This window comes from Vibrio sp. ABG19, assembly GCF_029962385.1.
Lineage (GTDB): Bacteria > Pseudomonadota > Gammaproteobacteria > Enterobacterales > Vibrionaceae > Vibrio > Vibrio ostreae.
Genome location: NZ_CP071708.1, coordinates 545,345 through 558,423, shown reverse-complemented (window position 1 = coordinate 558,423; position 13,079 = coordinate 545,345). Strand labels below are relative to the sequence as shown.

At 50.9% G+C, this 13,079-nt stretch carries 14 protein-coding genes; all 14 read left to right on the top strand.

The features are described from left to right. The first annotated feature begins 1 nt into the window (after position 1). The 14 genes from J0X00_RS08760 (at position 2) to nusB (ending at position 13,042) form a co-directional block, all read left to right on the top strand. Positions 2-661, top strand: coding sequence for a TRAP transporter small permease (locus tag J0X00_RS08760; RefSeq protein ID WP_240798097.1), 660 nt, complete (start codon positions 2-4; stop codon positions 659-661). Next, a complete protein-coding gene (locus J0X00_RS08755; RefSeq protein WP_136482204.1) occupies positions 651-1,970 on the top strand; it encodes a TRAP transporter large permease subunit in 1,320 nt (439 codons plus the stop codon). The genes J0X00_RS08760 and J0X00_RS08755 overlap by 11 nt, the downstream gene beginning before the upstream one ends. A gap of 274 nt (positions 1,971-2,244) precedes the next feature. Continuing rightward, positions 2,245-3,537, top strand: a complete 1,293-nt coding sequence (locus J0X00_RS08750) for an NCS2 family permease (protein ID WP_136482206.1) — start codon at positions 2,245-2,247, stop codon at positions 3,535-3,537. Positions 3,538-3,576: 39 nt separating this feature from the next. After that, the gene (gpt, locus tag J0X00_RS08745) at positions 3,577-4,041 is read left to right on the top strand and encodes a xanthine phosphoribosyltransferase (RefSeq protein WP_136482208.1); all 465 of its coding nucleotides are present in this window, start codon (positions 3,577-3,579) and stop codon (positions 4,039-4,041) included. A 90-nt stretch (positions 4,042-4,131) separates the two neighbouring features. Then, the gene (frsA, locus tag J0X00_RS08740; protein ID WP_136482210.1) at positions 4,132-5,379 is read left to right on the top strand and encodes an esterase FrsA; all 1,248 of its coding nucleotides are present in this window, start codon (positions 4,132-4,134) and stop codon (positions 5,377-5,379) included. Between the two features lie 98 nt (positions 5,380-5,477). Beyond that, positions 5,478-5,867 (top strand): sigma factor-binding protein Crl, encoded by a 390-nt coding sequence (gene crl, locus J0X00_RS08735; RefSeq protein WP_136482212.1) that lies wholly within the window; start codon positions 5,478-5,480, stop codon positions 5,865-5,867. Positions 5,868-5,987: 120 nt separating this feature from the next. Continuing rightward, positions 5,988-7,121, top strand: a complete 1,134-nt coding sequence (gene proB, locus J0X00_RS08730) for a glutamate 5-kinase (protein WP_136482214.1) — start codon at positions 5,988-5,990, stop codon at positions 7,119-7,121. Positions 7,122-7,139: 18 nt separating this feature from the next. Then, complete coding sequence (locus J0X00_RS08725) at positions 7,140-8,390, top strand: glutamate-5-semialdehyde dehydrogenase (RefSeq protein ID WP_282477917.1); 1,251 nt, start codon at positions 7,140-7,142, stop codon at positions 8,388-8,390. A 102-nt stretch (positions 8,391-8,492) separates the two neighbouring features. Then, positions 8,493-8,942 carry a transcriptional regulator NrdR gene (gene nrdR, locus J0X00_RS08720; protein WP_136482219.1) on the top strand — a complete coding sequence of 150 codons (450 nt, stop codon included), beginning with the start codon at positions 8,493-8,495 and terminating at the stop codon, positions 8,940-8,942. A gap of 12 nt (positions 8,943-8,954) precedes the next feature. Then, entirely contained in the window at positions 8,955-10,064 is a 1,110-nt protein-coding gene (ribD, locus tag J0X00_RS08715) for a bifunctional diaminohydroxyphosphoribosylaminopyrimidine deaminase/5-amino-6-(5-phosphoribosylamino)uracil reductase RibD (protein WP_282477916.1), read from the top strand. 3 nt (positions 10,065-10,067) lie between these two features. Next, entirely contained in the window at positions 10,068-10,724 is a 657-nt protein-coding gene (locus tag J0X00_RS08710; protein ID WP_136482223.1) for a riboflavin synthase, read from the top strand. 38 nt (positions 10,725-10,762) lie between these two features. Continuing rightward, positions 10,763-11,872 (top strand): bifunctional 3,4-dihydroxy-2-butanone-4-phosphate synthase/GTP cyclohydrolase II, encoded by a 1,110-nt coding sequence (gene ribBA, locus J0X00_RS08705; RefSeq protein ID WP_136482226.1) that lies wholly within the window; start codon positions 10,763-10,765, stop codon positions 11,870-11,872. 229 nt (positions 11,873-12,101) lie between these two features. After that, complete coding sequence (gene ribE, locus J0X00_RS08700) at positions 12,102-12,572, top strand: 6,7-dimethyl-8-ribityllumazine synthase (RefSeq protein ID WP_078925467.1); 471 nt, start codon at positions 12,102-12,104, stop codon at positions 12,570-12,572. Next, positions 12,572-13,042, top strand: a complete 471-nt coding sequence (gene nusB, locus J0X00_RS08695) for a transcription antitermination factor NusB (RefSeq protein ID WP_136482228.1) — start codon at positions 12,572-12,574, stop codon at positions 13,040-13,042. The genes ribE and nusB overlap by 1 nt, the downstream gene beginning before the upstream one ends. The last annotated feature ends 37 nt before the right edge of the window (positions 13,043-13,079 follow it).

Genomic DNA, 13,079 nt, shown 5'->3' with positions numbered 1-13,079 from the left:
GGTGGACCCTCTGGGTTCACCTGTTTTTACAGGGAGTTTATTTATGCTTGAAGCCATTTTACTGAGGTATTGCCAATTCACGAAATACATCGTCAGTCTGATTGGACGCTCAGTGTCGTACTTGCTTCCCGTTCTGGCTGCGATTGTCTTCTATGAAGTGTTTGCCCGTTATGTGTTAAACCAACCGACCATCTGGGGATACGACACGTCACTGTTTTTATTCGGTTACATTGCAGCTCTTGGCGGCGCGTATGCACAGCAGCGCGAAGCACACATCAACGTGGATATTGTCCACGCCAAAGTGTCAGAAAAGACCCGCCGGATTTTTGATGTCCTGACCGGCATCCTGGCGATTGGTTTCTTGGCGGTGATGGCCAAAACCTGCGGCAGCATGTTTTTTGAAGCTCTGGAGTTTAACTATAAAACTCAGAGCGAGTGGGCGCCTGCTATGCACCACTTCTGGTTGATGATTACCGTTTCTGCCGTCATCTTTATCGCCGAATATTCCACTGAGCTGATCGCAAACCTGTTCTTTTTGATCAAAGGCCGCGAACTCAATGGCGATGTTCACAAACACGTCCATCTGAGCGAACAGCCGTTTAAGGTCGACAACGACCAGTTGAATTGCGTTTTTGACAAGGAGAACACAAATGGGCATTGAGATGTTAACCCTGGTGTTACTGGGTTGTATTCTGACCGCGTTTGTCCTCGGTGCTCAGGTGGGCCTGGCACTGGGCGGAATTGCCATGGGGGTCGGTTACCTGACCTGGGGCGAGTCGATGTTCAACATCATTCCGACTACAGTGGAAAGCACCTTCTTTAATTTCATCCTGCTCGCTATCCCGCTCTATATCTACATGGGGCAAATCCTGACCCGTTCCGGGATCGGCGATGCGATGTTTAATGCCAGCCAGCTGCTGATTGGCCGCCTGCGTGGTTCTCTGGCGATTAGCGTCATTGGAGTGTGTTCGATGATTGGTGCCATGGTGGGCATTATCGGTGCCGGTATCATGACCTCAAGCTCGATCGCGCTCAAACCTATGTTGGAACGTGGTTACGATAAGAAGCTGGCGCTGGGGGTGATCATGGCCGGAGGCTCGCTGGGGATCCTGATTCCGCCGAGTATTCCGATGATCATGTTTGCTTCGGCGACGCAGAACTCGGTCGGCAAGATGTTTCTTGGCGCTATGATTCCGGCGCTGATTACTATTGTTCTGTTGATCGCTTACGTGGTGATCAGCTGTAAGATGCGCCCAGAGCGTGCGCCGCTCGACAGTGACAACGACATCGAGATCCCGAAAGGGTATGAGATGTTTAAGACCATTCGCGATGGGGCCTCTTCTTTTGCGCTGATCGTCATTGTGCTGGGCAGTATTATTGCCGGGATCGCGACGCCAACCGAATCCGGTGCGCTGGGGGTAGTCGGGGCGATTCTGCTGTCGATTCTGTTTAAACGCTTTAAGCCTGAGTTGTTGATGCGCTCAGGTATGCAGACCGCTATGCTGGTTAGTGTGGCCATGTGGATCATTCTCGGCGCGTCGGTATTCAGTAATTTCCATTTGCTGATGGGGATTCAGGGTATGGTATCGGGCTTTACCCGCGACCTCGACCTGCCGCCGATTGTGATTATCATGATGTTCCAGGTGATCATGCTGTTGCTGGGTTTCATCATTGATGAGTTCATCATCGTACTGATGTGCGCGCCGATTTTCACGCCGGTTGCCGTATCGCTCGGTTATGACCCGATTTGGTTCGGGGTATTAATGATTCTCAACATCGTAATTGCGGTGCAGACACCACCTTATGGTTTTGCCTTGTTCTACCTGAAAGGTATCGCGCCGAAAGGGGTGACCATGATGGATCTGTACAAGTCGGTGACACCGTTCATTCTGGTGCAGTTTACCGTGCTGGTCATCTGTATGCTGTTCCCGGAACTGGTCACCTGGTTGCCTAACAAGGTGATGAATTAGCGGGGTTGAAATGTGATCAACTGAAGTATATTCTGCAACTCTCCTGACGCTGATTCAGTAAAGGGAGAGTTGGATCTCATTTTTCCAAGTCATTAAAAAAATTGGTATTTTTGCTCTAAAAACCCGCGTTTTTGTGTCATTCTGGCCTTATTCTGTTCCTGCCTGCTTCTCGTTCCCATAAATTCTGTCTGGAATTTGTGATTTGATAACTTTATAATCTGCGCCCAATCGATTACGCAACCGTTTACTCTTTTACCTTTATTAGGAATCGAACATGCTGGAAAGGCTATTCAAACTCAGTGAATATGGCACTAACGTGCGCACTGAAGTCATTGCCGGGATCACCACCTTCCTGACCATGGCTTACATTATTTTTGTTAACCCTGCGATTCTTTCCGACGCCGGAATGGATCACGGCGCCGTGTTTGTCGCGACCTGTCTGGCAGCGGCGGTCGGCTGTTTCATCATGGGCTTCGTGGCTAACTACCCCATCGCACAGGCGCCGGGTATGGGTCTGAACGCATTCTTCACTTACTCAGTTGTACTGGGTATGGGTTACACCTGGCAGGTTGCGCTGGCAGCAGTATTCTGCTCGGGCGTGCTGTTTATCATTCTGAGTCTGTTCAAGATTCGTGAGTGGATCATCAACTCGATTCCATTGTCGCTGCGCACCGGTATCTCGGCGGGTATCGGCCTGTTTCTGGCGTTCATCGCGCTGAAGAATGCGGGTATCGTGGTTGATAACCCGGCAACTCTGGTTTCACTGGGTGGCATCACTTCTCTGCCTGCAGTGCTGGGTTCTCTGGGCTTCTTCCTGACCATCGCGCTGGTCCACCGCAACGTGAAAGGTGCTGTTATGATCGCAATCCTGGCGATTACTGCACTGGGTCTGCTGTTTGGTGATGTACAGTGGGGCGGCATTGTGTCTGCGCCACCAAGTATTGCGCCGACATTCCTGCAACTGGATTTCTCTTCTGTATTTGAAGTCGGCATGATTTCGGTTGTGTTTGCTTTCTTGTTCGTCGATCTGTTTGACACTGCCGGTACGCTGGTGGGTGTGGCAAGCAAAGCGAACCTGATTGGCGAAGACGGCAAAATTCCACGTCTTAACCGCGCACTGCTGGCGGACTCTACCGCAACTTCAGTGGGCGCTCTGCTGGGTACCTCAAACACTACCTCTTACGTTGAGAGTGTATCAGGTGTCGCAGCAGGCGGTCGTACCGGTCTGACTGCGGTTGTGGTTGGCATTCTGTTTGTGCTTGCACTATTCTTCTCGCCATTAGCGGGTATGATTCCGGCTTACGCAACGTCAGGTGCGCTGTTTTATGTGGCGATTCTGATGTTGTCTGGTCTGGTCAGCATTGACTGGCGTGACCTGACCGAAGCGGCGCCAACCGTCGTGACCTGTCTGCTGATGCCACTGACTTTCTCGATTGCAGAAGGTATCTCAATGGGCTTTATCGCTTACGCAGTGATCAAGCTTCTGAGTGGCAAAGGTCGCAGCGTATCACTCAGTGTCTGGGTGATGGCAATTATCTTCGCGGCTAAATACATTGTGGCTGCGTAAGCGCAGTCCACTACATTTTTTAAAGTTAGGTTTATCACAATGAGCAAAAAATTCGTTATCACTTGGGACAATATGCAGAAGTACTGCCGTGAACTGGCACAACTTCAAATGCCTGCAGAACAATGGAAAGGTATCCTGGGTGTGAGCCGAGGTGGCCTGGTACCAGCAGCAATTCTGGCCCGCGAACTGGGTATTCGTTATGTAGATACCGTATGTATCTCCAGCTACGACCACGATCACCAGCGTGACATGAATGTTCTGAAAGCTCCTGAGCACGATGGCGAAGGTTTTATTGTTGTTGATGATCTGGTCGACAGCGGTGATACCGCACGTAAAATCCGTGAAATGTATCCAAAAGCGAAATTTGTTACTGTATGTGCTAAACCAGCGGGTAAAGACCTGGTTGACGAGTACATCGTCGATATTGAGCAGGATACCTGGATTGAACAGCCATGGGATATGGCGCTGTCTTTTGTTGAGCCGGTTAACCGCAAACAAAAATAAGCCGACGATCGCAACTTTATTTGATGATGGCCCTGTATAGGGCCATTTTTTTTATTACTATTAGGCCATTGCCCTCAACAGAGACGCGTTATGTCCGAAGAAGTCAGTAAAAACCTTTCTGAGACGTTATTCCAAAAGTACAAGCAAGCTCAAGAGACATCATCTCTCACTCAATACATGCCGAGCAGCCATAAGTTCCTGGCCGATAAAATGGCAGAGGAGGGGCATGCCTGGTATCGCAACCTGCGTCGCTTACAGTGGGCGTGGCAGGGCATTGATCCGATTGAGCAGGAAGAGGTGCTGGCCCGGATCGCTTCGTCTACACATTCGCGCACTGAAGAGCAGTGGCTGGATACGGTAATGGGCTATCACAGTGGTAACTGGGCATTTGAGTGGACTAAGCTCGGTATGCGTCACCAGTTACGTGCCCAGCAGCAGCAGGGCGAACAAGCCGCGGATGAAATGTTTTCCGCCTCGCTCTGTTTCAGTATTGCCGGCTACCCGCACCTGAAAAATGACAATCTGGCAACTCAGGCCCAGGTGCTGGCTAATACGGCTTATGCGCAAGCGGCGACTCACACCAAGTACGTGATTAAACGTCTCGAGTTTCCGTTTAAAAATAAAAAAATCATTGGTCATCTGCATTTATCGAAAACGGATAAACCACAGCCGGTGGTGATTGTCAGCGCCGGACTCGACAGTCTGCAAACCGATATGTGGCGCCTGTTCCGCGATTTTCTCGCTAAGCGCAATATCGCGATGCTGACTTTAGATATGCCGTCTGTCGGTCAGAGCTCACACTGGACCCTGACCGAAGATTCTTGCTGTTTACATCAGGAAGTCCTGAGTCAGCTGCATACCCTGCCGTGGGTGGATCACTTCCGGGTCGGGCTGATTGGTTTTCGGTTTGGCGGCAATGCCATGGTGCGTTTATCGTTTCTTGAGCCTGAGCGCATCAAAGCGTGTGTTACACTCGGCGCGCCAATTCATGACGTGCTGGTTTCACCGCCGAAAATGAAAAAGATGCCGAAAATGTATATCGATGTGCTGGCATCACGTCTGGGCAAAAATGCGGTCGATATTGACAGTCTGGCGGGGCAGATGATGGCCTGGTCTCTCAAAGTTCAGGGCTTTTTGTCCAGCCGGCGCACCAAGGTGCCCATTCTGGCCATGGGGCTGGAGGGCGATCCTGTGTCACCGTATAGTGATAATCAACTGGTTGCGCTCTTTAGCCAAGGTGGCAAGGCTAAGCAAATAAAAAGTAAGACAATCAGTCAGGGTTATGAGCAATCCCTCGATTTGGCGATAAATTGGCTAGAAGATGAACTCTGTAGGTGACTTTTTGCACAAATTGGTTAAGAGTGGTGAATGTGTATTATTAACTTCATGATTAATAATAATAATTGTCATTCTTAACATGGAAGCAAGGAGTCAATATGTCTGAGATGGCGCGAAATCCTACTCATTATCGTTTGTTGGCAGCCCTGAAGGCAATCGGTCCGTATTTGCGCGAAGGACAGTGCAAAGAAGGCTTTTATCTGTTTGATTGTCTCGCGGTGTGTGTCAACGACAAGAAGTCACCTGAAAAACGTGAATTCTGGGGCTGGTGGATGGAGTTAAATGCCAGCGGCGACGGTTTTGAGGCCAATTATCATATCGGGCGTTACAATCTGGCCGGTGAGTGGGACAGCGATGCTCCGCCTGCCAAAGCGCTGCCGGAAGTCAGCCGTATTCAGGAAGAGTTTCATCAAAAACTGGAAGATACTCTGCAGCAGCGTTTCGCTCTCACTTTAACCCTGGACGCAAAATCAGCCGAATTTGTCTGATTCACCCTTAGTCTTAGAAAACTGAATCAAAAAGGTGCTTTTAGCACCTTTTTCTGCTTGTGCATTGGTCAGTTGATTGCTAAAACATCCTCTCTCAAATGTTTCCACCAAGAAGAAATCATGAAATCGAATCAACAAAGCGGAAAAGCTTCACAAACAGTGATTGTGAAACTAGGAACCAGTGTTCTTACCGGTGGTACATTGGCGCTAGACCGTGCGCATATGGTCGAACTGGCGCGTCAGTGTGCTGAACTGAAAAAACAGGGTCACTCAGTGGTGATCGTGTCGTCTGGTGCCATTGCAGCAGGCCGTGAACATCTTGGTTACCCCGCATTGCCCAACGCGATCGCCAGCAAACAGCTTCTGGCCGCTGTCGGACAAAGTCAGTTGATTGAAGCGTGGGAACGTCTGTTCTCTATTTATGGGATTAAAATTGGTCAGATGTTGCTGACCCGGGCCGATCTGGAAGACCGTGAACGTTTCCTGAATGCGCGCGATACCATTAATGCCCTGGTTGACCACGGTATTATTCCGATCGTCAATGAAAATGACGCAGTGGCGACCAATGAAATCAAAGTCGGTGATAATGACAACTTGTCGGCGCTGGTCGGTATTTTATGTGGTGCCGATAAATTGTTGCTGCTGACTGACCAGAAAGGCTTGTTTACCGCTGACCCGCGTAAAGATCCCAACGCGGAGTTGATTAAAGAAGTGAAAACCATCGATGACACACTGCGCAAAATTGCCGGTGGCAGTGGGACCACCTTGGGGACTGGTGGTATGGCCACTAAGTTGCAGGCGGCGGATATCGCACGCCGGGCCGGAATAGAGGTTATCATAGCCGCAGGTCGTGCACCGAACGTGATTTTTGACTCACTGAGCAATAACCCGCAGGGCACTCGTTTTCTGCCGCTGGAAGAGTCGCTGGAAAACCGCAAACGCTGGATTCTGGCCGGTCCGGCTGCATCCGGTGATATTTTCATTGATGACGGCGCCGTGCGCGCCGTGACCACCAAAGGCAGCAGCCTGCTGGCTAAAGGCGTGGTGCGCGTTCAGGGCGAATTCTCCCGTGGTGAAGTGGTACGGGTGACCAATGGTCATGGCCATCTGATTGCGCGTGGTATTGCCGCGTACTCAAGCCACGACATGGCAAAAATTGCCGGTAAGCACAGTAAACTTATTATCGAAACACTTGGCTATGATTATGGCTCAGAAGTGATTCACCGCGACGACATGGTCGTGATTCAGGAATAGAAGTAGGGAGAAGAGAAAGTGGATTTAACCTTGATGGGAAAAGCCGCCAAACAAGCCGCTTTTCAGTTAGCCACCGCCTCGACGGCACAGAAAAACCGGGCGCTGGCGAGTATTGCTGACGAACTGGAAGCAAAGGCTGATGCAATTTTGGCTGCCAATGCCAAAGATATTGAACTTGGCCGCGCGGCCGGTCTGACCGATGCGCTGCTGGATCGTCTGTTGCTGAACGAAGCACGCTTGAGCGCGATTGCCGGTGATGTGCGTAATGTGATCAGCCTGAGCGATCCGGTGGGCAGTGAAATTGACAGCAAGGTACTGGAAAATGGCATGTCGCTTTCTCGCCGCCGTGTCCCTCTGGGTGTGGTTGGCGTCATTTATGAAGCACGTCCGAACGTGACCATCGATATTGCCGCACTGTGTCTGAAAACCGGTAATGCTTCTATTCTGCGTGGTGGTAAAGAGACCTTTTTCTCCAATATGGAACTGGTCAAAGTGATTCAGTCGGCGCTGCAGAAAGCGGATCTGCCAGCGGCATCAGTGCAGTACATTGAGAAACCGGATCGTGAACTGGTGACCCAACTGCTTAAACTGGATGACTATGTTGATATGATCATTCCGCGTGGTGGTGCTGGCTTGCATAAAATGTGTAAAGAAAACAGCACCATTCCCGTCATTATCGGCGGTTTTGGTATCAGCCACATTTTTGTCGATGCCAGTGCCGATCTGGATAAGTCCGTTGACGTGATTGAAAACGCCAAAGTGCAGCGTCCGTCGGCCTGTAACGCACTCGATACCTTGCTGGTGCATGAAGCGGTGGCGCAGCCGCTACTGGAAAAGCTGATTGCCAGACTCGGCAACAAGGTCACTTTTGTCGCGGAAGAAAAAGCGCAGCCACTGATGACCTCAGCGGCCGAAGTCCGCGCAGCCCAGGCCGGTGATTTCGATATGGAATGGCTGAGCTACACCCTGGGCGTTAAAGTGGTTAAAGATGTGCAGGAAGCGATTGAGCATATGCGTGAGCACAATGCCAGCCACTCTGATGCCATCATGACCAACGACCTGTTCAATGCTGAACTGTTCATTAATTCTGCCGGTTCGGCCGCCGTGTATGTCAATGCCTCGACCCGCTTCACCGACGGTGCTCAGTTTGGTTTGGGGGCTGAAGTCGCGGTGTCTACTCAGAAGCTGCATGCCCGTGGACCTATGGGCCTTGAAGAGCTGACCAGCTACAAATGGGTCGGGAAAGCGAACTACTTGTCACGCAGTTAACAAAATCGCGTGAAGTTGAACTGAAAAGGGGCGTATATGCCCCTTTTTCTTTTCTTCATTCAAGCAATTCCGGTACACTGACAGGATTGCTATGGAGGTGATATGCATTGTCCTTTTTGTTCTGAGAACGATACAAAAGTGATCGACTCACGTCTGGTTGCTGATGGCCACCAGGTGCGCCGCCGTCGCCAATGTCTGGCTTGTAATGAACGTTTCACCACATTTGAAACGGCCGAACTGGTGATGCCGCGTGTAATCAAGTCAAACGGCAATCGTGAACCGTTTGATGAAGACAAAATGGTAGGTGGTTTACAACGTGCACTGGAAAAACGTCCGGTCAGCGCCGATTCGATTGATCTGGCTATCACTACCATCAAATCCAAATTACGTGCTACCGGCGAACGAGAAGTACCGAGTAAGCTTATTGGCAATCTGGTCATGGAGCAGCTCAAAGAGCTCGATAAAGTGGCCTACATCCGTTTTGCCTCGGTATATCGCAGTTTTGAAGATGTACGTGAATTTGGTGAAGAGATTGCCAAACTAGAAGATTGATCATTTCCGACTATGCCTACATTTACCCCTTTTGATTTTCAGATGATGTCCCGCGCGATCAAGTTAGCCCAGCGCGGGCAATTTACTACTGCACCTAATCCGAATGTCGGCTGTGTCATCACTCAGGGTGAGACGATTGTCGGTGAAGGTTACCATTTTCGTGCCGGTCAGCCACACGCTGAGGTCCATGCCCTGCGCATGGCGGGTGAGCGATCGCAAGGTGCGACCGCCTATGTCACCCTCGAGCCCTGTTCTCATTACGGCCGCACACCGCCGTGTGCTGAAGGCCTGATTAATGCCGGTGTGGCGAAAGTGATCTGCGCGATGCAGGACCCGAATCCTCAGGTTTCCGGACGCGGTATACAGATGCTGCGTGATGCCGGCATTGAGGTGCAAGTGGGTTTACTCGAGCAGGATGCGTACGCGCTGAATCCGGCTTTCATTAAACGTATGCAAACTGGCATGCCGTTCGTACAGATCAAAATGGCGGCCAGCCTGGACGGCCAGACCGCGCTCGCCAACGGACGCAGCCAGTGGATTACCTCCGCCCAGGCACGTCATGATGTGCAGGTTTATCGTGCTAAAGCCGGTGCCGTGCTGTCAACCAGCCAGACTGTGCTGGCCGATAATGCTTCGCTGACGGTACGCTGGGCTGAGTTACCGCAAGGAGTACAGGACACCTATGCTGAGCAGGATCTGCGTCAGCCGGTTCGTGTGGTGCTGGATCGTCAGCAACAACTGCATCAGGAACTGAAACTGTACGCTGCAGACGGCGCGGTACTGCGCGTGGCTGAACAGGATGCTGAAGTCTGTGTGGCGGTGAATAAGGAGGGTCAGCTCGACCTGGCTCAGGCTCTGAGCGCACTGGCTAAGCAGCACAACATCAACCATATTTGGGTAGAAGCAGGGGCAACTGTGGCCAAATCACTATTGCAGCAGCAACTGGTTGATGAACTGATTTTATATTTGGCACCGAAGGTGATGGGCAGCGACGGACGCGGCCTGTTTGGTGCTTTGGGACTGACCGATATGCAGCAGGTACTGGATGTTAAGATTCAGGATTGCCGTATGGTCGGCCCGGATATTCGCATCGTGGCAACGCCACAATTAAAAGATGATTAGATTATGTTTACTGGAATTGTCGAAGCGGTCGGTACGCTGACTGCGATTACGCCAAAAGGCGAGGACATCAGCATCTCTGTCGATGCCGGCGCTCTGGATATGAGTGATGTCAAACTCGGGGACAGTATTGCTACCAATGGTGTCTGTCTGACCGTGGTGGCCTTTGATGACCACAGCTACAGCGCTGATTTGTCGCTCGAGACCCTGAAAAAGTCGGGTTTTGCTCACTACAAAGTGGGTGACAAAGTAAACTTAGAAAAAGCCATGTTACCGACGACCCGTTTTGGTGGGCATATCGTGTCGGGTCATGTCGATGGCGTGGGTGACATCGTTGAACGTAATGCGGTCGGTCGGGCGATCGAATTCTGGGTCGCGATTCCAGCTGAGCTGAGCAAGTACATCGCCGAGAAAGGTTCGGTAACGGTTGATGGCATTAGCTTAACCGTCAATGACTTGCGTAAAAATGCGTTTAAACTGACCATAGTGCCGCACACTTCACAAGAGACGACGATCGACCAGTTCCAGGTCGGACGTAAAGTGAACCTGGAAGTGGATGTGCTGGCCCGTTATCTCGAGCGACTGCTGCAGGGCGGTCGTGAAGCTGAGCAGCCAGAGTCACGCATTACAATGCAATTCTTACAACAAAATGGTTTCGCGTAACACGTAACGTGCGCGCACCGGATAATAGGACGAGAATCATGCCAATTAGTACGCCGCAAGAAATTATCGAAGATATTCGCCTCGGTAAGATGGTCATCCTGATGGATGATGAAGACCGGGAAAATGAAGGTGATTTGATCATGGCTGCCGAGCATATTACGCCGGAAGCGATCAACTTTATGGCGACCCACGGCCGCGGTCTGATTTGTCTGACCATGACCAAAGAGCGTTGTCACAATCTTGGCCTGCCACCTATGGTGCAGGATAACAACGCTCAGTATACCACCAACTTTACCGTGTCTATTGAAGCGGCCCGTGGCGTGACCACTGGTATCTCCGCCGCTGATCGTGCCCGTACTGTGCAGGCGGCGGTAGCGAAAGGCGCAGTGGCGTCTGATCTGGTCCAGCCTGGTCATATTTTCCCGCTGGCCGCACAGGACGGCGGCGTGCTGATCCGTGCCGGCCATACTGAAGCCGGTTGTGACCTGGCGCGTCTGGCGGGCCTGGAGCCGGCGTCTGTGATTGTTGAGATCCTCAATGATGACGGCACTATGGCGCGTCGCCCGGATCTGGAACTGTTTGCTGACAAGCACGACATTAAACTGGGCACCATCGCTGACCTGATCGAATACCGCAATAACACCGAAACCACGATTGAGCGTGTTTCTGAGTGTAAGCTGCCGACCGAGTTTGGTGAGTTCGACCTGGTGACCTACCGCGATATCATCGACAACCAACTGCATTATGCGCTGAAGAAAGGCGATCTGGTGACGGAAGTACCGCTGGTTCGGGTTCATCTGCAAGATACGTTTACCGATCTGCTGCGCAGTGATCGCAATGCCGAGCGCAGCTGGACACTGGACAAAGCGATGAAACGCATCGGTCAGGATGGCGGCGTGCTGGTTATTCTGGGTAATGAAGAGTCGACTGAACTGCTGCTGCATCGTCTGAAAATGTTTGAACAGCAGGACAAAGGTGAAGCGCCAACACTGGCGAAGAAACAGGGCACCTCGCGTCGTGTCGGTGTTGGCTCGCAGATCCTGGCCGACTTGGGTGTGAGTGATATGCGTCTGCTGTCGTCGCCGAACAAAAAATACCACGCTTTAGGTGGCTTTGGCCTCAACGTGGTTGAGTACATCTGCGAGTAAGCAAACGTCGCTCAGGCCCGCTGACGGGGCTGAGCAATAAACCCGATACCTGTCGCCAAGGTGGCGGCAAGTGTTTAAGCCTCAATAATAAATTCAAATTCAATCAAGTTCTCAGGGAGAGGGCTGGGTCGGTGCGGGCTGAGGGTGTCAATTTCCATTAGATATCGCTCACAAAATTGTGCTAGAATCCGGCGATTCTCACTTGATGAACATAGTTAAAGGAAAGCTTATGAAAGTGATCGAAGGTGGTTTCCCAGCACCAAATGCAAAAGTTGCGATTGTGATTTCTCGTTTCAACAGTTTTATTAACGAAAGTCTGCTGTCTGGTGCCATCGACACTTTGAAGCGTCACGGCCAAGTGAGCGACGACAACATCACTGTAGTTCGTTGCCCGGGTGCGGTAGAGCTACCACTGGTTGCCCAACGTGTGGCGAAAACCGGTAAATTTGATGCGATCGTATCGCTGGGTTCAGTAATTCGTGGTGGTACACCACACTTTGACTATGTTTGTAGTGAAATGAATAAAGGTCTGGCACAAGTGTCGATGGAATTCAGTATTCCTGTCGCATTCGGTGTTCTGACCGTTGATACAATCGATCAAGCTATTGAACGCGCAGGAACCAAGGCTGGTAATAAAGGTGCAGAAGCTGCACTAAGCGCACTTGAGATGATTAACGTTCTTTCTGAAATTGATTCCTAATGGGGGCCAGTGTGAAACCAGCCGCACGTCGTAATGCACGCCAGTTTGCGCTACAAGCTATTTATTCGTGGCAGATTACTAAAGATAATGTTGCGACTATCGAAGAGCAATTTTTATCCAGTGGTAAGTATGATGAAGAAGAGCATCATGCAGCAGAACCTGCACTTTCAGCGCCAGAAACTGATGTGGCATACTTCCGTGACCTGCTCGCAGGGGTTGTCCTGAACCACACTGAATTAGACAGCAAACTGCGTCCGTTTGTGTCTCGTCCTATGCAGGATCTGGATATGATGGAACTGGCGTTGCTGCGTCTGGCGATGTACGAAATGACTCGCCGCGATGATGTTCCTTACAAAGTGGTCATCAATGAAGCGATTGAACTGGCTAAAGTTTTCGCTGCAGAAGACAGCCATAAATTTGTCAATGGTGTGCTGGATAAAGCCGCACCCCATGTACGCAAAAAATCGTAATTCGCTTTACACTGAAAAGGTCAGCAATCGCTGACCT

Bases quoted from the DNA above. Each gene is read 5' to 3' on its own strand.
- J0X00_RS08755 (WP_136482204.1), top strand. From the start codon at position 651: ATGGGCATTGAGATGTTAACCCTGGTGTTACTGGGTTGTATTCTGACC.
- J0X00_RS08750 (WP_136482206.1), top strand. From the start codon at position 2,245: ATGCTGGAAAGGCTATTCAAACTCAGTGAATATGGCACTAACGTGCGC.
- gpt (WP_136482208.1), top strand. From the start codon at position 3,577: ATGAGCAAAAAATTCGTTATCACTTGGGACAATATGCAGAAGTACTGC.
- frsA (WP_136482210.1), top strand. From the start codon at position 4,132: ATGTCCGAAGAAGTCAGTAAAAACCTTTCTGAGACGTTATTCCAAAAG.
- crl (WP_136482212.1), top strand. From the start codon at position 5,478: ATGTCTGAGATGGCGCGAAATCCTACTCATTATCGTTTGTTGGCAGCC.
- proB (WP_136482214.1), top strand. From the start codon at position 5,988: ATGAAATCGAATCAACAAAGCGGAAAAGCTTCACAAACAGTGATTGTG.
- nrdR (WP_136482219.1), top strand. From the start codon at position 8,493: ATGCATTGTCCTTTTTGTTCTGAGAACGATACAAAAGTGATCGACTCA.
- ribD (WP_282477916.1), top strand. From the start codon at position 8,955: ATGCCTACATTTACCCCTTTTGATTTTCAGATGATGTCCCGCGCGATC.
- J0X00_RS08710 (WP_136482223.1), top strand. From the start codon at position 10,068: ATGTTTACTGGAATTGTCGAAGCGGTCGGTACGCTGACTGCGATTACG.
- ribBA (WP_136482226.1), top strand. From the start codon at position 10,763: ATGCCAATTAGTACGCCGCAAGAAATTATCGAAGATATTCGCCTCGGT.
- ribE (WP_078925467.1), top strand. From the start codon at position 12,102: ATGAAAGTGATCGAAGGTGGTTTCCCAGCACCAAATGCAAAAGTTGCG.
- nusB (WP_136482228.1), top strand. From the start codon at position 12,572: ATGGGGGCCAGTGTGAAACCAGCCGCACGTCGTAATGCACGCCAGTTT.